Raw genomic sequence first — 19,592 nt, forward strand, 5'->3', positions numbered from 1 at the left:
AAGGCGGCATGAAAAAAGACCCCTTCCCGGTCGAAGCCTGAAGAGGGGTCTTGACATGTTGTTCTTTGCACCTCTTCACCGACACGATGCGGTGGTGGGCAGAACAAGCAGATGAAAATTAGTCCATCTTGTTCAGCGCGGACGCCATCTTGGACTTCTTGTTGGCGGCGTTGTTCCGGTGGAACACACCCTTGGTGACGGCCTTGTCCAGAGCGCGGGAAGCGATGCGGAGCTGAGTGGTGGCCTCGTCTTTGTTGCCCTCTTCGACCAGCGCACGGAACTTGCGGATCTCGGTGCGGACGGCGGAACGCACGTGCTGATTGCGCTGGCGGCGCTCCTCGTTGGTGCGGATACGCTTGATCTGGGACTTGATGTTAGCCATTGAAAAATACCTCTTGAACTCGTGGTTGGTTGTGTTGAAACCACCGGCCGGATCTGTCCAGATCACGATCGCTGTGGATCATGATCGCGGTGGATGCGTTCTATTGAGCGGACCCAAGGTCCTGACCGCTCCGGCAGCCACGCCCGGAAAGTGAATAACAGCTTGACAGAGTATCAGTGTCCGATGCTCCGGACAAACGGCGCAACCTGGTCATCCCCACCCGTATCGTGACCGTAGTCGGTTCGCGATCCTTTCGAAGCGGTGTCTGGGGATGATTGCTCCCTGGCGGCGGATCCCCAACTCAGGAACTTCAAGAACCTTGTCCATCCGTACCCAGCACTGCCTGCCGGACTCATCCCACGGGCCTGACCCGATACCCAGCCAGTTATCTTCTTCGGCGTGTCCCGGGTTTGGGGAGATCACGAGGCCGAGCATGTGCTGCCTGGATCTGCCGATGACGATGATGGCCCGCTCCTTGGCTGGGGAGCCTGGGCCGTCGGTGTCCACCCAGATCCACACGACTTCGCCGGGATCAGCTTGGCCGTCCATATCCGGTGCGTAGTAGATGCTTCGGGCCATGCTCGCGGTTGGTTGCGCGGCATAAGTCGTCGCGGATTTGGTGCTCCGATGCGCCGGGGTTCCGCTATCCGGGTTGAGCCCCAATCGGTCATTGATCACCTCGAGGCCCTGGTTCAGGGCACTGTCACCTCGCCCGAGCACAGATGTTAGTGCGCGGTGGAACCAGCTTTCCTCGTGTCGTCTATCGTCATCCACAGGACAACAGCCTAGCCACTCCGTGTGTTCCGCGGGCTGGACATCGGGTTCCCCGTCGCTGTGGTTGCCTCTACCGACGTCCGGGAGGTTGGGCGTCGCTACGCATGGGATGCGACTGCACGGTCGGGTAGTGTCAGGAGAGCTCCAATAAGGAAGGGACCGTCACACACATGGCCGCCAATTTTGCCGAAGCTACGTACACAGACCCCAAGCAGATCCGTAACTTCTGCATCATCGCCCACATCGACCACGGGAAGTCCACCCTCGCAGACCGGATTCTGGGTCTGACCGGTGTGGTCGACGCCCGGGACATGCGTGACCAGTACCTCGACAACATGGACATCGAGCGTGAACGTGGCATCACCATCAAAGCGCAGAACGTACGCCTGCCGTGGGTACCGCGCTCCGGGGCGCACGAGGGCGAGCAGATCGTCATGCACCTCATCGACACCCCCGGTCACGTCGACTTCACCTACGAGGTCTCGCGCGCGCTCGACGCCTGCGAGGGTGCGGTCCTGCTCGTCGACGCCGCGCAGGGCATCGAGGCACAGACGCTCGCGAACCTGTACCTCGCCATGGAGAACGACCTCGAAATCATTCCCGTCCTGAACAAGATCGACCTGCCCGCCGCTGACCCCGACAAGTTCGCCGAGGAGATCGGACACATCATCGGCTGCGAACCCGAGGACGTTCTCCGGGTGTCCGGCAAGACCGGTGAAGGCGTCCCCGAACTCCTCGACCGCATCTGCGAACTCGTCCCGCCGCCAAGTTCCGACAAGGGTGCCGACGCCCCCGCGCGCGCCATGATCTTCGACTCCGTCTACGACACCTACCGTGGCGTGGTCACCTACATCCGCATGGTCGACGGCACCCTCGAACCCCGTCAGAAAATCAAGATGATGTCCACCGGGGCCACCCACGAACTTCTCGAAATCGGCATCGTCAGCCCCACCCCGAAGAAATGTGTCGGACTCGGTCCCGGCGAGGTCGGCTACCTCATCACCGGTGTGAAGGATGTCCGCCAATCCAAGGTCGGCGACACCATCACTTGGGCCAACAAGGGTGCCGAGGAAGCCCTCAAGGGCTACGCGGAACCCAACCCGATGGTCTACTCCGGACTGTTTCCCATCTCCCAGGCGCAGTACCCGGATCTTCGCGACGCACTCGACAAACTGCAGCTCAACGACGCCGCACTCGTCTACGAGCCCGAGACCTCTGTCGCCCTCGGATTCGGGTTCCGCTGCGGCTTCCTCGGCCTGCTCCACATGGAGATTACCCGTGACCGGCTGCAGCGCGAGTTCGACCTCGATCTCATCTCCACCGCACCATCCGTCAGCTACCGCGTGGTCACCGAATCCGGCGAAGAAATGACCGTGCACAACCCCTCCGACTGGCCCGGCGGCAAACCGAAGGAGGTCTGGGAGCCCATCGTCAAGATGACGGTCATCGTTCCCGCCGAGTTCGTCGGCACCACCATGGAACTCTGCCAGGCCAAACGCGGCCAGATGGGCGGCATGGACTACCTCTCCGAGGATCGCGTCGAACTCCGCTACGTCATGCCGCTCGGCGAAATCATCTTCGACTTCTTCGACATGCTCAAGTCCCGCACCCGCGGCTACGCCTCCCTCAACTACGAGGAAGCCGGGGAGCAGGAATCCGATCTGGTCAAGGTCGACATCCTCCTCCAGGGTGAACCCGTCGACGCGTTCAGCGCCATCGTGCACCGCGACAACGCCCAGTGGTACGGCAACAAGATGACCGTCAAGCTCAAGGACCTCATCCCGCGCCAGCAGTTCGAGGTGCCGATCCAGGCGGCCATCGGGTCGAAGATCATCGCCCGCGAGAACATCCGCGCCCTGCGCAAGGACGTCCTCGCGAAGTGCTACGGCGGCGACATCTCCCGAAAGCGCAAGCTCCTGGAGAAGCAGAAGGAAGGCAAGAAGCGGATGAAGAACATCGGTTCCGTCTCCGTTCCGCAGGAGGCCTTCGTCGCGGCGCTCTCGACGGACGAGGGATAGAAGGCTCGGTGGGGCGTGGTGTTCTCGTCCAGAGAACTGAGGTACCGGCGATGGACAGTTTCGGATCTGACCAGTATCGCCCCATTGTTGCCTGGTTCTGCAGGAGGAATCTACATCCTCGGTTTCACGGATGGCTCGTGTTATGTCGGGCAGACGACCGACATGGTGAGGCGTTTTTCTGCCCATAGGCACGGTTCGAGGCATCATGCAGCGTGGGTGGATATTGAGACGCTACTCTTCGCCGTTGTCCCGTCAGATTCTCTGGATGCCGTGGAGCGTTCCGAAATCATCCGGCTCCGCAGAACAGGTAAATCGCTGCGGAATCGGGCATGGAACAGGGGACACCGCCAGCCTTCCTCACTTGACGTCATCATCAGTGTTGACGATCAGAGTCACTGGGCGACAGGCGGAGAAGAATACACAACCATGTCCGTCGGAATGGTGCCCATGCCAGATCCTCGGGGGTGCGGTGCCTCACGTTTACGTCGTTACACGGATTCCCGGGGGCAACATCTGACGTATCGGAAGGTGATCAGCGATTTTCACTGTGCACTTTCGCTGTTGATCCCCTCATGCGAAGAACTAGAGGGGGTCTGGTGGACGGTCTCGGATCTGCCGTCTACAGCAGGCGGCAGATACGCGACCCTGACTGTCGGGAATCTTGAACTGCTTTACGCCCCACGCACCGAATCCAGCTCATCCCCGGTGTGTGTACTTAACTGCCCTCCCGGTGTCGTGGGGAGACGGTGGTGGTCACAGAAGAAACACCAGGGCGTCCTGTTCCGACGGCATTACCGATCTGCGACGGTGGATGCGCTCACATTTCCGGCAGGATCGCTCCATAACCTTATCCGCGATACTCCTGGACTGCTCAGTGAGCTGCGGGGTTTCGTTCTTTCGTTGATGAGGCAGGCGTCAGCGGCGAAAATCGGCCGGTGGCACAGTCCTCAGTTGGTCTCCGAGGTGAGAGCGGTTGGTTCGTAGGGCACTCCCAGATGACTCACAGCATCATCGTCTAAGGTTCCCCCGACCTGTTTCATGAGACACGCGAGGGGTGCAACCGTAGAGATGGAAGTCAACAGTGTTCCGGTGATCATCGAGCGGACCCTGGATTTCTTCCAGGGCTTTCCCGTGGAGATCATGGCAGTGATCGAGCTGGCGGTACTGATCATCGCGGTGATCAAGTTCCGTGGGTTCCGGGCGAAGAGTCCGAATCCGGCTCCGTCGGTTGCCCGGTCGACGGAGAACCGGCATCTGCTCATCCGCACGATCACCTATTCCGATTTCAGCCGCTCACTCATCCCGCTGGTGGTGACGACGCTGTTCCCGTTCCTGATACTCGTGCTCGTGGTTGGGCTGATACCGGCGGGCTTGTTCATTGGTGGCGGAAGTGGTGTGCTGCCGTTGATGTTCCTGGTGATCAACCTGATGGCGGTGCCATCGGCCTTCATCTTCTACTTCTGGCTGGTGACCGAACGCGTCTGGCCGGAGGTCCCGGAGAGTGACAAGGACACTCTGATCCATGAATGGAACAGGGTGTTCGCCATCGGGGTTTACGCCCTCACTCTGGTGATTTCGCTGCTCTGTTATCAGTATTCACGGGGTGGAGACATCTTCGTTCTAGGTGACAGTGTGAAAGCACTGTTCACCCTGATCATCGCCGTGTACTCCTTCGAGATGACCCGGCTCGCCGCGAGTATCTATTCACAGCTTTCTGTTCGGGTGTGACGGGGAACTGATGTCCTTCGGTCCGATATCCGGTAGATCTCGGTGTGGAGTGGGTCAGCCCGGGTTGTTGGTGGAGCTTTTGGAAACGGCAGTGGCCTCGGATTGGTAGCAGCGAGGTATGCGGGGTTCGTCGTTTATAGTCCAAGGACCGGTACGTCGGTTCGGGTAGCACGTCGTGACCTACGCCGCTTGGAATAGAAGGTCGTCAACGTCAAGCGGGAGAATGTTCGTCTCGTAGGTAACTAACAAGTCATGCTGCTGGTGGTGATGTGGGTGACCCGAAGATGGACCGTGCCGGGAGAATGGAACGAACGTTCACGGTGCTCAGCAAGACGTGTTTCTCGCCGGAAGGGCGAAAACCGGGGACATCTCCATCCGGTTGAGCAGGGCCCCAGAGATGTCCGACCAGGACAGTGGTGGCGTCGGCGAGTCTCTTTGAAGGAGTCCAGAACTCGAGATGAGGGCCTGTGTGAGTTCTCAACCTAGTCTGTGAAAGGATCAAGATACCCGCAGTGACGGGAGCCGGATAGCGGTGTTGCCCGGCGTCCTTCACATCAGAAACTTGGACAACGAAAGTAACCACATGACCGACTATCCGATGGGTTTCGTCGACATCGGCGCCGTCGCCATGCTCACGAACCCCGACAGTGGGCACGGTCGTGCGCGGCATTCCACCGAGCGTGCGATGGCGGCGTTTCGCGATGCGGGTGTCGAGGTTCTAGCTTTTCAAGGGCGGACGACGAAGGATTCCCGGCGGTTGACCCGGGAAGCCGTTGAATCGGGGCGCTTTGACGCGATCGTGGTTTGTGGCGGCGACGGCATGATCAACCTCGTGCTCCAGGAGACTACAGGGAAGAAGATCCCGGTCGGGGTCATACCTGCAGGTACCGGAAATGATCACGCCCGGGAGTACAACCTTCCTCGGACGAGCCCGGAGGCCGCTGCGGAGGTCATTGCGGCGGGTTTCACGGTGACGACAGATCTGGGGCGGATCACCGATTCCACGGGGAACGAACGGTGGTTCGGAACAGTGATGACCGCTGGATTCGATTCCCTGGTCAGTGATAGGGCGAACCGGATGACCTGGCCGCACGGCTCCGCCCGCTACAACCTCTCCATCGCCGCCGAACTTATCAGTCTTCGCCCGCTGTCGTTTTCCATGGAATTGCACGGCAGGCACCCTGTTCCCGGTGATGTCGGAATTGAGGAAAATAGCTCGTTGACGGTCCGTGGTGCCGCGATGCTCGCGGCCTTCGGCAATACCCGTACCTATGGTGGTGGGTTTCCGGTGTGTCCCTTCGCCAATCATCGGGACGGGTTACTCGATGTGACGCTGGTGGATCCATCCGGGAGGGTCCGGTTCGCCTCTTGCATGGGGAAGATCATCAAGGGCACGCATGTGGAACTCCCGGAGGTGCACAGCTACCGGGTGCGTAGTGCGGACGTGTGGGTGTACGGCGTCGATGCGTATGCGGATGGTGAGCGGATGTCGGCGCTCCCGGTCACTGTTGAGGCGGTTCCGGCAGCGGGGCGTTTCATCGTTCCTGCTCCCTGATTGAGACCTAGGTGTGCCATGGTGTGACCTTGGTGAGCGCCCGAAAGCTCACCTCCCCGCCACCGAAGTGAATGACGGTCATGGGCGGTGTTTCAGGGTGGGGTGAGTGTGATAGAGCGCATAGTAATTTCAAACCACGCAGCTCTCATCCTTCTTCACTGAGTGAAAGTATGGTGCTGGTTAGTGGCGTGCCGGCTTGAACATTGCAAAAGGGGGCGTGGTCCATGGGATCGTGGAAAACGGGAGCGGCACTGGTCTGTGCGATAGTGATGCTCATCGGTTGCTCAGCTATCGGCGGGGAAACTGATTCGGAGCAGGGGACCACGGGAAGCGGTTCCACGCCGGAGGCTCTCCCCGTGACAGCGGACCAGCTCATGAACGCCTGGATCCCCCCGGTCTGCGGGCACGATGCGGGCCAACTGGTCGACGGTGTCCTCCCGGTCGCGGACCAGATGAGCGGTTTCGCGAAAATCGCCGGGGTCGATCCGTGGGACGGCTCGCCCCCGGATCCGGCGATCGTCATCGGCGACGTCACTGGCGACGGTGTCGATGACGGGATGATCGACATCTACTGCAGTGCCGGAGGTGTGCCCTGGCCGTCGGTCCTCGTCTTCTACACCAACGGTGGGGAGTATCTCGGCGCGGCACCCCGATCCGAGGTCGTTGAGAATCCCGGCCGGGGCCCGGCCGATGAGCTCACCATCCAGGACGGCCGGGTCAACTTCAGATGGTACGCGCCGGGGCCGAATGACGGTGCGTGCTGCCCGACGCGGTTCATGAAAGCGCAGATGGTCTACGACGGTGGGGAGTTCGTGGTGACGAACGTCCAGATGGACCCGTCCCGGGACCGCGCCCCCGAGTTCTATCAGGCGAAGTGACCGACGCTTCCGAGCCGGGGCACAGTCGCCGGGGGTGTGCCCCGGGATCCGGCTACGACCCGTCCGGCTATCCGCGGGCACCATCCGTGGTCCGGTCGAAGCCGCTGGGTCCGGCCGTCGCGGGGTGGTGGAGGCTGCAACCGTGGACCGGTACTCCGGTGTGGTTGCATCTCACTCCCAGGGCCTGCAGGTCGGCGCACCGGGCGCGGGGATTCGGCCCGGTGCGCCACCCTCTACTTCTTGTACCAGGGGTTCATGGCGCGGATCTGGTTGGTTCCACAGTGGATCTCACCGGTTCCACGGTGGAGGTAGTCGTAGTCATCGACGAAGATGACCGCGTAGCCAGCTTTAGCCATTTCCTTCGTCAAGTGGTCAGCGAACGCATCCGTCCCGTTGATGTTGGGGCCGTATGTTTTTGGAGAGAGGTACGTCTTTCGGTCCCGGACGATACCGTTGACGGCGTTCGGCGTGAAGGATGCCATCGGGTAGATCTTCGTGGCGTCGTAAGCGTCGTGCAGATCCATCCGATACCAGGCGGGTTGCCGGATGATGTCCTCCTCGCCCAGACCAGTTTCGGCCTTCAGCGTGGCGATGTTTCGGTTCATCACCTCGATGGCAACCGCGTGCTGGCGCTGCATCATCTCATCGGTTGCTTCAGCCACTGTCGTCCGGGCCTGCGGGTGATCCACCAGTTGGACGTCACCATGACCATTTGCGACGAGGTCCTCAAGCATCACCTTGCCTAGTTGCGGATCGGCAACCAGAAGCTTGAAACCTGCGGCATTGTCCGCTGGGAGAACATGAACGAACTCGTCGACGTGTCCGACCGCAAGGAAGCTGGTGTCCAGGATCAGCGGATCGGTGTAGCCCTGGGCGGCCAGGAAGAGGATCTGCTCATTCGTCGGACTGTTGTCGTCCTGGTGGTCATGTGCACCGCCATCCCCGTGATCGTGTCCATCATCATCGGCGACCAGATCCGGGTGCTGGCGGACACCGATGATGGCGCGGCCCTGCGGGTGGGCGGGCGTCGGGGGTAGGAACTCAAGGTTGCCGCCCGCACTGGAATCGGAGTGCTTGCCGTCTGTGTCGACCTCGGCGACGGCGACATCCCGCCCCTGTAGGTGATACATCGCGTTCTGTCCGTCGTCACCTTGATCGAGTCGCATGATGACGCGCATGTACTGCGGTCCTTCTGCACCGGGGAGTGCGGTGTAGAAGATCTCGCTTCCGTCCTGCAGCCATTGGACATCCATGTCCGGGATCTTCCGGAGCTCGACGTCATCGCCGAGAGCGGCGTCGAGACGGGCATTGAACGGTGCGGCATCCTTGAAGGAATCGTCCAGGGTCAGCACCGTGCGTAGATCCTGGGTGTGGTCGTGGGCGCGCAGTGGGGCCTGCTGAAGCTGGACGCTGTCTGTTGTCGACGCCCCGTCGTCGGTGGTGGTGAGTGTCACGGTGAGTCGACCGTCCCACTCGGCGTGATTGCGCATCACGTCGAGCCCCTCAACGCCGAGGATTGCACCGGAGCGCAACTGCTCTGCGTTCAGCGTGGTGGTGGTTGTCACGGGTGCCCATGAGCCGTCACCGGTGAGAAGGAATACGCGGGCCCGGTTCGTGTCATACGCCAGGGTCGCGGCCGCAGAATCGGACAGGTCCCGTGTTGCTTTGACCTCGAGGCGAGCCAGGTCGAGAGCATCGGCCTCACCGTTGACGACATCGTCGGCAGCGTCATTGCACGCAGCGAGTTCCGCCCGGGAGGTGTCTGCGGAGTAGGCGCACCGCCCGGAATCATCGTCGATGTTCGCGAGGAAGATCGCGCCCTCGTTGACGTTGGCCGTTGTCCTGCCCGCATGGTCGGCGTCGGTGATCCGGCCGTCGCGGTTTGTGTCACCGACGATCGTGGCGAGGGGCGGGGCTGTCGGGGTTCCACTGCTCCCAATTCCACTGCTCCCGGAGCTGAATCCCGAGGTCAGTCGATCGGCCAGGCCTCGCCACTCGGAAGAGATGGTGGTGGATCCGGTGTCTGTGGTGATGGAGTTGATGTAGTCGACGGGGTTGCATGCGGTGAGTGCGAGGGAGGAACAGGCGAGAGCAGCGAGGGTGCCGCCGGTGCGCAGACGATGGAAATTCAAGTGAAAAACCCTTCCGGTAGTGTTGACCGGAATAGCCTACTGCGAGGTTTTTTCATTAGGCAAGGGCGGTGGGTGTGGGGGTGAAAACTGTGTGTAAGCTGGGAAAACGCAGGGTGCCGCCCGGGTCGGGCGGCACCGAATCGTCACCTGTCGTCGTCGCGGCAGCAGCGGCCGACCTGTGTGCCCTGGTGTAGGTCAACCAGGAACCCGATGTCCCCGATCTCAACTTTCAGCATGCGGCGACCGGGTGACCACAGGGTCAGCGCGGCAGGCTCAAGCATTGCGATGTCTGCGACCGCGCGCAGACGCTCGGCGTTGTGCGTCCAACGGCGTTCGACGGCGTCCTGGTGGGCGAACGTCACGAAACGACCCTCGACGGCGATGATGCGGGCTGGCTCCAGGGCCTCATCGGTGGGCGCAGTCAACGCAATGTACCCGTGGCTGTGCGTGGAACGGTGTTCAACACAGTCGAAGGATGGGGCGAAGCCGGGGAATCCCGGAAGTGAATCCGGGGTGGTGTAGGTGTTGGTTTCCCCATCGGCGGTGTACTTGCTCATGTGTTCTCCTCCTCGAACCGGGCCCGGGACAGAGATGTCCTGCGGCGGGTGTGTGAGGAGGGGTCCGTTTTGCCGGACCGGGGGCTGCACTCGTTGGCGTGACCGGTGGAAAAGGTGCACGGAGTGTAGAGCCATCTTGATTTTAGCAGCGAAGTGGAGAGTGCGGAAGGAGAAAATGTGGGGAGGGCAAGCCGGCCGACGGCTCCACCATCGCTGTGGTGGAGCCGTCGGGATGCCGTCGACTAATCCTTCCTGCCGAGCGTCTCGGTGAAGTTGCGCATCATCTGCGGGTAGTCGTCGCGGTCGGTGTGCACCTCGATCATCACGAGCTTGTCGCGGTTCCGGTCGGCCTGTTCCAGGGCCGCGTCGAGGGTCGCCGGGGTCGGGGCATCGATGACTAGGCAGTTGTCCTCGTTGCCGCCGAAGGCGCGGGGGATGTCCTGCCAATTGAACGGGGTGATGTCGTTGTAGACCTCGTCGGGGCCGTGGATGGCGCGTTCGATGGTGTAGCCGGAGTTGTTCACCAGGATGATCAGCGGGTTGATGCCCTCGCGGAACATGGTGGCGATCTCCTGCACCGTCAATTGTGCCGATCCGTCGCCGACGAGGACGACCATGCGCCGGTCACGGTTCGCCATACCGGCACCCAGGGCCGCGGGGATGGAGTAGCCGATCGACGCCCACAGTGACTGGCCGATGAAGCTGACGCCGAAGGGCAGCGGACTGTCGGCCATGCCGAAGAAGCTGGTGCCCTGGTCCGCGATGACGAGGGAATCCTCGGGCAGCCACTCGGAGACTTTCGACCACAGAACATTCTGGGTCAACGGTTCGTTCGGGTCCGAGTGGGGTGCGGCGGGAACGTGACGTTCCTTCAGTTCGTGCGGTGTGACCTCGGTGTCGGCGAGGATGCGGGCCAGGGCGTCGATTGCGTCACCCATCTGCAGCGGCGCGAAGGTGCGGCCTCCGATGGTGGACTGGGTGGGTGAGATGTCCAGGACCCGCTCGACTCCGAGGTTCATGGAGAACCCGGCGGTGGTGGAGTCGGTGAACTCCACGCCGATGGTGATCAGCCGCTCTGCGTTCTCCACCGCGTCCTTGGCGCGTGGTGAGGAGGCGGCACCGATGTAGATTCCGGCGAAACGGTCACTGCGCTCATCGACGAGAGTCTTGCCCCATGTCAGTGTGGCGTAGGGGAGGTCGTTGGCGTTGATCATCCGGTCGAAGTTCCCGATGCAGCCCACGCGGTGGACGAGCAGGTCACCGAGCACCGTGGCGGAGTGGCCGTCGAGGAATTCTGTCGCGGCCCGTTCAAAGGCTTTGAGCGCGGCGCTGGAGGACCGCTTCCGGGCGATGTCGATTTCCAGGGGCTCATCGGACGGGTACACCTCGGCGGCGGCGACATCGGGGGAGAGTACGAGGTACGCCGGGCGGCGCTGTGCGAGCATCTCGGTGATCACGCGGTCAATCTCACTCGTCGCATTCGACGGCGTGAGCCACGCCTGTGCGCAGGTGACGTGACCGGCCATCTCATAAAAGTGGGTGAACACCCCGTCGCCGAGGCTGTGGTGGATCTTCTTCCGGGAGGTGAGGATCTCCGTGACCGGTGCCCCGACGATGTGGAGGACCGGGACATACTCGGCGTAGGAGCCGCCGGTGGCGTTGATCGCGGAGAGCTCGCCCACCCCGAAGGTGGTGACCATCGCCGCGGCACCCTTGAGTCGGGCATAGCCGTCGGCGCAGTATCCGGCGTTCAGCTCGTTGCAATTGCCGACCCAGGTCAGGCGATCGTGTGCGGTGACGGTGTCCAGGAACTTGAGGTTGAAGTCGCCGGGGACACCGAAGATGTGGTTGATGCCGATCTCCGCGAGCCGGTCGAACAGGTAGTCCGAGACGGTGTAGCCGCTGCTGCCGGATTGGGTCATGGTGCTCCTTTGTGGGTCTGTCGGAGGTGGTGTGGGCGGGCTGCCGTGGTGTCGGGCCGACCGAGACGGGAAAACTCCGGGATTCACCTACGGGTGGTCGGAAAGTGGCCTGGCTCACGACTCAGGTTACGGGCTGTGGCAAGGCCTAGTGGGGTGGGGGAGCATCCTCCGGGATCATCCCTCGTCAGAGGCACCCCCGGAACTACACCCGTTAGCCGAATGTCGCCATGGTGGTATCTTTAAATGTGGTTCCCATGATGTGGGAGGCGAGCGCTACGCTGCGTGGAGTTCGTTGTCGGTAGTGGGCAACCGTCGGCCCCGCCGTTCCGGAAACTGGTTGTATTTCCTGCGGGTATAGTCCAGTTCAGCGTTTCTCTCGCCCAGGACTGTCGTCGACACGTCTGAGGGGGAGCGGTATCCCGGATGTGGGATGGAATGTGGATGAGGGAATCTCCGCTACCCCCGATCTTGTTCGTGGATTCCGAACACCGGACAGTGGTGTACGCGCCTGCTATGTCGGGGGAAGGCTGCTATTGCTTCTGGCAGGGGGAACCGTCGTGTTCATCGAGACCCAACAACCAGGCTTTGGTGCCGATGGTCACCTTGAGGATGCTGTACCGGTCTGACCACAGGACTTCCGCGTCAGGCTCCAGCATGACGAGGTCTGCGATGGCCCGCAGGCGCTCCGGATCGTGGTTCCACCGCCGTTCCTTCGTGTCCCCGTGGGTGAAGATGAGATGGTTCTCCCTGGCCCCGAGGATGACGGCGGGTTCCCAGTCCCCACTCGCGGCATGGTTCATTCTGATCCAGTGCACCGAATGCCCGGTGCCGTAGAGCGTGCATCCGGAAGGAAGCGCGGTGGCTCCCAGCTCCGGCAGATAGTCCGGGGTGCTGGTGATGTTCCGATGTTCGGGGTTGGTGTGCTCACTCATGTGAACTCCTTGAGATAGTCGCATACTTCCACTAGACAGATGTGTCCTGTGGCGGATCTTCCACCGGGGGCACCGAGCGCGATACGCGGTTGCCAGTCGACGAGCCGGGGACTTGACGTCGAACTTCTTGATCAAAAACGAGAATAGCAGCGGTGTGATTACCGTGTCATCTGTCCGGATTCGGGTACCCCTGTCCCAACCAGGATCGTTCGTGTCTGGGAGCGGCCGGAGCGGCTCTTCACCGCCAGCCCGTGAGCGGATGTGTGCTTTCCCACTGAGCCGCGATGAGGTCTTATTCGTTCGTGCAGCTCCGTGGGGTCATTGAACACGCGGCCTAATGAGGCGCCCCGGATCGTCAGTGAACTACCACTGATCAACGCTCCTTCGCCACCAGTGTGAGGACGTCGTAGGTGGCCACGACCTCGTCGTTCTGGTTGTACAGGATGGCATCCCAGCAGACCTCGCCGTAGTCGTCGGTGACGCGTGGCGTGATCCGCTTGGCGGTCAGTTCCACCCGGATGGAGTCGTCGTAGGTGACCGGGGTGAGGAACCGGAGGTTCTCCAGTCCGTAGTTGGCCAGGACTGGGCCGGGGGCGGCATCAACGAACAGCCCGGCGGCCCAACTGACCAGGAGATAGCCGTGGGCGACGCGCCGGGGGAAGAAGGGATTGGCGGCGGCGGCTTCCTCGTCGGTGTGGGCGTAGAATCTGTCTCCGGTCTCCTCTGCGAAGGCCGTGATGTCGTCCAGTGTGACGGTACGCAGGTCGGAGGCGAATTGGTCGCCGACACGGATTTCCGCGAGGGACTTACGGAACGGATGGATACCGGTCCCGTTGTCCACGTCCGCGCGGGTCACCCGCTGGACATCGGCGCCCGTGTGCCAGATTCCGGTGACGGCGGTGAGGTGGTTCGGGGTGCCCTGGACCGCGCTACGCTGCATGTAGTGCTTCACGCCGCGCACACCGCCCAGCTCCTCGCCGCCACCGGCGCGGCCAGGGCCGCCGTGCACGAGGTGCGGCATGGGGGACCCGTGGCCGGTGGAGGTGTGGGCGTCGTCACGGTCGAGCAGGTGCACACGCCCGTGGTGGGCGGCAATCCCCCGGGTGAAGTCGCGGACGGTGTCCGGTTCGTGAGCGCACAGGGTGGCCACGAGTGAGCCGCGACCGTACGTGGTCAACCGGATGGCGTCATCCAGCGTGTCATAACCCAGAATCGAAACGACCGGGCCGAACGCCTCGGTCGAGTGGACCGCGGCCCCGGGATCGGCTGCGGTCGTCGCATCAATGGTGAGGATCGTCGGGTTGAGGAATGCGCCCTCGGCGGTCTGTGGTCCGCCGGTGTGGACGGTAGCGCCTGCCGCGATCAGTTCGCACAGGGCATCGATCACAGCGTCGCACTGTTCCGTGGAGACCAGTGGCCCCATGGTGGTGCCCTCCGCGTCCGGCGCGCCGACGGTGACCTTCTCCGCGATCATGGCGCCGAGTGCGTTGGCGACGGTGCCGACGAGGGGAGTGGGTACTATGGCGCGGCGGATAGCGGTGCACTTCTGGCCGGCCTTGGCGACGAGTTCCCCGAACAGGCAGCGGATGTAGGCGGTGAACTCGGGGGAGCCCGGGGTGACGTCCGGCCCGAGGACCGCGGTGTTGAGGGAATCCGCCTCGGCGGTGAACCGGACCCCGCCGCTCAGGATCGCGTCGTGGGAACGCAGGATGTTCGCCGTCCGTGCGGAGCCGGTGAAGGCGAGGTGGTCGCGGTAGTCCAGGTGTTCCAGGAGGTCGACGCTCCCGCCGGAGATCAACTGCAGGGACCCCTCGGGTAGGAGACCGGAGTCCACCATGAGTCGGACACAGCGTTCGGTGACGTAGCCGGTCTGTGGTGCCGGCTTCACGATTGTCGGGACACCGGCAATGAACGCGGGTGCGAACTTCTCCAGCATGCCCCAGACGGGGAAGTTGAAGGCGTTGATCTGCACGGCCACGCCGGGGATGGAGGTGTAGATGTGTCCGCCGATGAAGGACCCATCGCGGGAGAGCTGTTCGGTGGGGCCGTCGACGATTACCGTCGAGTTTGGCAGTTCGCGCCGGGATTTCGAGGAATAGACGAACATTGTGCCGATGCCGCCGTCGATGTCGATGCCGTTGTCCCGTTTCGTGGCTCCGGTGCGGGTTGACAGCTCGTACAGTTCGGCCTTGTACTCGTCGAGATGGAGCGCGAGCTGCTTGATTCTCAGGGCGCGCTCGTGGATGGTGAGCTGCTGCAGGCTCCGCTGTCCAGTGGTGCGTGCGAACTCGACGGCTCCGGCGATGTCGAGTCCGTCTGCGCTGACGCGTGCCACGGCATCGCCGGTCGAGGGGTCCGTGGCGGTGAGGACGGCGTCAGGGTTCTCCGGGGTCACCCAACCGCCGTTGAGGTAGCTGGGGACGAGGGGTGGGGTGATGGTGGGCATGGAGGCCTTTCTGTGTGGGCTGGTGACCGGGTGACGGAATAGTGGAATTACTGACCGAATGGTCAGTCACTTGGGGTAGAGTATAACCTGGATCACATTCAACACGGGCGTTTCCCGGCCCGGCCCCACCCAACAGGAGGAGCATCACGTGAGCGCACACTACGAGATCTGGACCGTCACACCCGGCGAATTTGACCGAAAAATGGGTATTGAGGTGCTGGAACAATCCGCCGAGAAGGTTGTCGCCAGAATCCCGATCGACGGGAACAGGCAGTCCCACGGGGTTCTCCACGGCGGTGCGATGATCGCCCTCGGGGAGGCGGTGGCCGGATGGGGCGCCCTGATCTACGCCTCCTCCTTCGGCAAGGCCGCCGTGGGCGTGGACATCAACGCCACCCACCATCGGTCCGGTGTCAGCGGTTACGCCACCGCGACGGCCACCGCGATCAGGTTGGGCCGGAACCTGGCCACCTATGAAGTCGTGGTGCTCAACGACGAGGGAAAACGGCTCTCCACCATCCGGGTGACCAACGCGATCATTGAACCCCGCGGCTAGCTCTCGGTGTAGTCGTAGAAGCCCCTGCCGGACTTCCGCCCGCAGTCACCCCGGGCGACCATGTCCTTCAACAGTTGCGGCGGGGCGAAACGCTCACCGAGTGTCGAATGCAGATAATCGGCGATACCGAGCCGGACATCCAGGCCGACGATATCGGTCAGCTCCAGCGGCCCGACTGGAAACTTGTAGCCCAGCACCATGGCGGCATCAATGTCACGGGGGCTGGCCACGCCTTCCTCCACCATGCGGATTGCCTCCAACGCGATGGCGACACCGAGACGAGAGGACGCGAAGCCGGGGGAGTCCCGGACCACGACGGGCGTCTTTCCCAGCGCTTCGACCCAGCCGCGTGCGGTGTCCACCAGGCGTTCATCCGTGGTGTCAGCGACCACGATCTCCACGAGTTTCGACGCCGGGACCGGATTGAAGAAGTGCAGGCCGATGACATTGCCGGAGCCGTCGACGGCACCGGCCAGCTCCGTCACGGACAACGACGAGGTGTTCGTCGCGATCACCGCGTCCGGTGCATGCTCCCGGATGGAGGCGAAGGCGTCGGCTTTCAGCCTGGGATCTTCGGGCACGGCCTCCACGACGAGGTTACAGTCGGTGAAGTCGGCATGGTCGGTTCCACAGCTCAACCGGTCGAGCCATTCCGAGGGAGGCCCAGGGGCTCCGCGTTCGATGGAACCGTGAACCGCCTTCTCTATACGGTGTCGCGCAGCGGCGGCGGCGTCGTCGTTAATGTCGATGACGGTGACGGTACTGCCTGCGGCGAGAAAGGCATGGGCGATACCTGCGCCCATGCGTCCGCCGCCGAGGACACCGACACGATTCGGGATGCGGGGTGTGTCGTTCATAGGGTTCCTTTGTTCTACTCGTGGCTACTTGTTGTTTCGGCGGTCGAGGAACGCCTGCATACGAACGTGTTTCTGCTCGGATTCGAAACAGATGGCCTGGGTGATGTTGTCGATGGCCGGGTGCGCGGCGGCGGGCATGTCGAACAACTGCTTCGACAGGCGGACCGCCAGCGGATCCTGCTTCGCGATCCGGTCGGCCAGGGCATCGGCCGCATCGATCAGCCCCTCCGGGTCATCGACGACCTCGTTGACCAGGTGCAGGTCCAGTGCCTCTCCGGCGTCGAGAATCCGGCCGGCGAGCAGGATCTCCTTGGCCACGGTGGGGCCGACGATCTCCTTCAGCCGCCACAGCCCACCGGCGGCGGCGATGATGCCCAGACCGGTTTCCGGCTGGCCGAACTTCAGATTCCGGGTCGCGATCCGGAAATCGGCGGCGAGCGCGAGCTCCGCGCCCCCGCCCAGCGCCCAACCATCCAACGCGGCGACGACCGGCATGGGGAGCGCGGCGATGCGGTTGAAGATCGCCGAGTTGATGCCCCGCAGGGCGTCGTCACGCGACCGCTTCTTCAACTGTTCGATGTCCGCGCCGGAGGCGAAGATCCCGCGCCCGTCGACCCGGGTGCCCGTGAGGATCAGGATCTTCGGCTTGCGTTCCAGTTCACCGCACAGTTCGTGCAGTTCAGCGACCATCTGGTCGTCGATAGCGTTGCGCACCTCGGGCCGGTTCATCGCCACGACCAGCCGATCAGCGCGCCTTGAGACGTCGAGGGTGGTGTACGTCATCGGTCCTCCCCGCACAGTTCGAGGGCGAGTGCGGCACCCTGCCCAACGCCGATGCACATCGTGGCCAGCCCACGCCGTGCCCCCTCGTGCTCCATGCGGTTGAGCAGGGTGATGGCGATCCGGGAACCGGAGGACCCGAGCGGGTGTCCCAGTGCGATAGCCCCGCCCCACGCGTTGACGATCTCCGGGTCGAGTCCGAGATCATGGATGCAGGCCAGCGACTGCGTGGCGAACGCCTCGTTCAGTTCGACCGACTCCAGATCGCCAATGTCCCAGCCGATGCGGTCGAGGAGTTTCCGGGTCGCAGGGATCGGGCCGAGGCCCATGATCTCAGGTGCGACACCGGCGGACGCGCCACCGACGACCCGGGCACGAGGGGTCAGCCCGAAGCGTTCAACGGCGTGTCGGGAGCACACCAGCACCGCTGAGGCGCCGTCGTTCAGTGAGGAACTGTTGCCCGCCGTCACGACCTCACCTCCGGTGACGACAGGTTTCAGGCGGGCGAGTACTTCAGTGGTGGTGCCCGGGCGTGGGCCCTCATCGGTGTCCACCACCGTCACCGCTCCCTTACGTCCGGTGACCTTGACGGGAATGATCTCGTCGCCGAAATGCCCCGCACCGATGGCAGCCGTTGCACGCTGCTGTGATTGTGCGGCAAAGGCGTCGGCGTCTGCGCGGCTGATCCCGCAGACCCGGGCGACCTCCTCGGCGGTCTCCGGCATGGAGAACGTCGCCTTGTCCCGCGCGGCGAGAACGGGGTTGATGAAACGCCAGCCGATGGAGGTGTCGGCAATCTCCCCAGGTTTCGCGAAGGGGCCCTCGGGTTTCGCCAGTACCCATGGGGCGCGGGACATCGACTCGACGCCACCGGCGATGACGATGTCGGCCTCTCCGGCGCGGATCATGGTCGCGGCGAGGGTGATGGCGGACATTCCGGAGGCACAGAGCCGGTTCACGGTGATGCCGGGAACACTGTCCGGGTATCCGGCGAGCAGCCAGGCGAGTCGGGCGATGTTGCGGTTTTCCTCACCCGCGCCGTTGGCGTTGCCAAGGATCACCTCATCGACCGCCTCCGGCGGGATCCCGGCATCCTCGACGACAGCGCGGAGGCACAGGGCGGCGAGGTCATCAGGCCGGACGGTGGACAGTGCGCCGCCGTAGCGGCCGACAGGTGTGCGTTTACCGGTGACGATGAACGCGGAGTCACGGTGTGGTGCGGTCATAGTTTCTCCTGGGTGATCGGGCGGGTTGTGCGGTGACCGGGCAGGGATCAGTGCCCGTGGAACGTGGGGTGCCGCTTCGCCTTGAACGCCGCGAAACCCTCGGCGTAGTCGGCGGAGGAACAGAGCTCGCCCTGGGCGATGTTCTCGGCGTGCACGGATTCCCAGAGACCGACACGTTCGTCACGGATCATGCGGACGAGTTCGCGGGACGCGAGGAACGCCTTCGTCGCACCGGAGGCGGCACGCTCGGCGGCGGCGCGAGTGAAGGAATCCAGATCCTCGGCGGGGACAGACCGGGAAAACAGACCGGCGGACACCGCCTCCTGGCCGCTGATCAGATCCCCGGTGACGATGAGATCCATTGCCCGGTGGGGGCCCAACCGCTCGACGAACAGCCAGTGCCCGCCCGAATCAAGGGTCGCGCCGAGGTTGGCGAAGGGGGAACCGATCTTGGCGTCGTCGGCGACATAGACGATGTCGGTTGCCAGTGCGAGCCCCAGCCCGACGCCGAGACATGCGCCTTGGACTGCTGCGAATGTGGGGGCGGGGAACGCGGCCATCTGCTTGAGCAGCGGTGTGACCTCGTGGTCCAGGTATGCGGTGGCGTCATCGGTGGCGGGGTCGATGCCGACGATGTTGCGCCCGGCGCAGAACCCCCGTCCCTCCCCGCGGAGCAGCAGTGCGCGGACGCCCTCGTCTGCGGCTCGGGTGTAGGCGTCGGCCAGGTCACTGACTGCCGCGGAGTCGAGAGCGTTCATCGCCTTCGGGTTGTTCAGGGTGACCACGGCGACGGTTGTGTCTCCGGCGGGGTGGAAATCGAGTTCGATCATGGGGAGTCCTCGTGAGGGG

17 protein-coding genes and 1 riboswitch are annotated in these 19,592 nt (G+C 63.2%); of the genes, 6 read left to right on the top strand and 11 right to left on the bottom strand.

All coding sequences use genetic code 11. The features are described 5' to 3' along the window. Positions 1-118: 118 nt before the first annotated feature. Entirely contained in the window at positions 119-382 is a 264-nt protein-coding gene (gene rpsT, locus QWU44_RS10845; protein ID WP_370915692.1) for a 30S ribosomal protein S20, read from the bottom strand. A 210-nt stretch (positions 383-592) separates the two neighbouring features. Beyond that, on the bottom strand, positions 593-1,156 hold the full coding sequence (locus QWU44_RS10850) for a type II toxin-antitoxin system PemK/MazF family toxin (RefSeq protein WP_370915693.1): 564 nt from the start codon (positions 1,154-1,156) through the stop codon (positions 593-595). Between the two features lie 170 nt (positions 1,157-1,326). Between QWU44_RS10850 and lepA the strand changes: the two genes are divergently transcribed. The 5 genes from lepA (at position 1,327) to QWU44_RS10875 (ending at position 7,335) form a co-directional block, all read left to right on the top strand. After that, complete coding sequence (gene lepA, locus QWU44_RS10855) at positions 1,327-3,174, top strand: translation elongation factor 4 (protein WP_198736938.1); 1,848 nt, start codon at positions 1,327-1,329, stop codon at positions 3,172-3,174. 18 nt (positions 3,175-3,192) lie between these two features. Further along, positions 3,193-4,158 carry a GIY-YIG nuclease family protein gene (locus QWU44_RS10860; RefSeq protein ID WP_370915694.1) on the top strand — a complete coding sequence of 322 codons (966 nt, stop codon included), beginning with the start codon at positions 3,193-3,195 and terminating at the stop codon, positions 4,156-4,158. 84 nt (positions 4,159-4,242) lie between these two features. Beyond that, positions 4,243-4,902 carry a hypothetical protein gene (locus QWU44_RS10865; RefSeq protein WP_198736940.1) on the top strand — a complete coding sequence of 220 codons (660 nt, stop codon included), beginning with the start codon at positions 4,243-4,245 and terminating at the stop codon, positions 4,900-4,902. Positions 4,903-5,485: 583 nt separating this feature from the next. Then, a complete protein-coding gene (locus tag QWU44_RS10870) occupies positions 5,486-6,457 on the top strand; it encodes a diacylglycerol kinase (protein ID WP_370915695.1) in 972 nt (323 codons plus the stop codon). 224 nt (positions 6,458-6,681) lie between these two features. After that, positions 6,682-7,335: a hypothetical protein gene (locus tag QWU44_RS10875; protein WP_370915696.1), complete on the top strand. Its 654-nt coding sequence runs from the start codon at positions 6,682-6,684 to the stop codon at positions 7,333-7,335. Positions 7,336-7,568: 233 nt separating this feature from the next. On the opposite strand, the gene QWU44_RS10880 is transcribed toward QWU44_RS10875, so the two are convergent. From QWU44_RS10880 to paaZ, 5 genes are all read right to left on the bottom strand, one after another. Further along, positions 7,569-9,467, bottom strand: coding sequence for a protein-arginine deiminase family protein (locus tag QWU44_RS10880; protein ID WP_370915697.1), 1,899 nt, complete (start codon positions 9,465-9,467; stop codon positions 7,569-7,571). A 143-nt stretch (positions 9,468-9,610) separates the two neighbouring features. Then, complete coding sequence (locus QWU44_RS10885) at positions 9,611-10,024, bottom strand: hypothetical protein (RefSeq protein ID WP_370915698.1); 414 nt, start codon at positions 10,022-10,024, stop codon at positions 9,611-9,613. Positions 10,025-10,266: 242 nt separating this feature from the next. Further along, positions 10,267-11,946, bottom strand: a complete 1,680-nt coding sequence (locus QWU44_RS10890; protein WP_370915699.1) for an alpha-keto acid decarboxylase family protein — start codon at positions 11,944-11,946, stop codon at positions 10,267-10,269. A gap of 530 nt (positions 11,947-12,476) precedes the next feature. After that, positions 12,477-12,878, bottom strand: a complete 402-nt coding sequence (locus tag QWU44_RS10895) for a hypothetical protein (RefSeq protein WP_370915700.1) — start codon at positions 12,876-12,878, stop codon at positions 12,477-12,479. Positions 12,879-12,895: 17 nt separating this feature from the next. Further along, a riboswitch (SAM riboswitch) is annotated at positions 12,896-13,011 on the bottom strand. Between the two features lie 240 nt (positions 13,012-13,251). Next, positions 13,252-15,324 (bottom strand): phenylacetic acid degradation bifunctional protein PaaZ, encoded by a 2,073-nt coding sequence (gene paaZ / locus QWU44_RS10900; protein WP_370915701.1) that lies wholly within the window; start codon positions 15,322-15,324, stop codon positions 13,252-13,254. A gap of 202 nt (positions 15,325-15,526) precedes the next feature. Here paaZ and QWU44_RS10905 point away from each other — a divergent pair, with 202 nt between their 5' ends. Next, on the top strand, positions 15,527-15,880 hold the full coding sequence (locus QWU44_RS10905) for a PaaI family thioesterase (RefSeq protein ID WP_370915737.1): 354 nt from the start codon (positions 15,527-15,529) through the stop codon (positions 15,878-15,880). Here the strand turns inward: QWU44_RS10905 and QWU44_RS10910 are convergent. The 4 genes from QWU44_RS10910 to QWU44_RS10925 are packed head-to-tail and all read right to left on the bottom strand — an operon-like array spanning position 15,877 to position 19,573. Beyond that, positions 15,877-16,737: a 3-hydroxyacyl-CoA dehydrogenase family protein gene (locus QWU44_RS10910; RefSeq protein WP_370915702.1), complete on the bottom strand. Its 861-nt coding sequence runs from the start codon at positions 16,735-16,737 to the stop codon at positions 15,877-15,879. The genes QWU44_RS10905 and QWU44_RS10910 overlap by 4 nt on opposite strands. Before the next feature lie 24 nt (positions 16,738-16,761). Next, complete coding sequence (locus QWU44_RS10915) at positions 16,762-17,520, bottom strand: enoyl-CoA hydratase/isomerase family protein (RefSeq protein ID WP_370915703.1); 759 nt, start codon at positions 17,518-17,520, stop codon at positions 16,762-16,764. After that, positions 17,517-18,743 (bottom strand): acetyl-CoA C-acyltransferase, encoded by a 1,227-nt coding sequence (locus tag QWU44_RS10920; protein ID WP_370915704.1) that lies wholly within the window; start codon positions 18,741-18,743, stop codon positions 17,517-17,519. The genes QWU44_RS10915 and QWU44_RS10920 overlap by 4 nt, the downstream gene beginning before the upstream one ends. A 47-nt stretch (positions 18,744-18,790) precedes the next feature. Then, positions 18,791-19,573 (bottom strand): enoyl-CoA hydratase/isomerase family protein, encoded by a 783-nt coding sequence (locus QWU44_RS10925; protein WP_370915705.1) that lies wholly within the window; start codon positions 19,571-19,573, stop codon positions 18,791-18,793. Positions 19,574-19,592: the final 19 nt, after the last annotated feature.

Source organism: Corynebacterium sp. CCM 9203, assembly GCF_041357675.1.
Lineage (GTDB): Bacteria > Actinomycetota > Actinomycetes > Mycobacteriales > Mycobacteriaceae > Corynebacterium.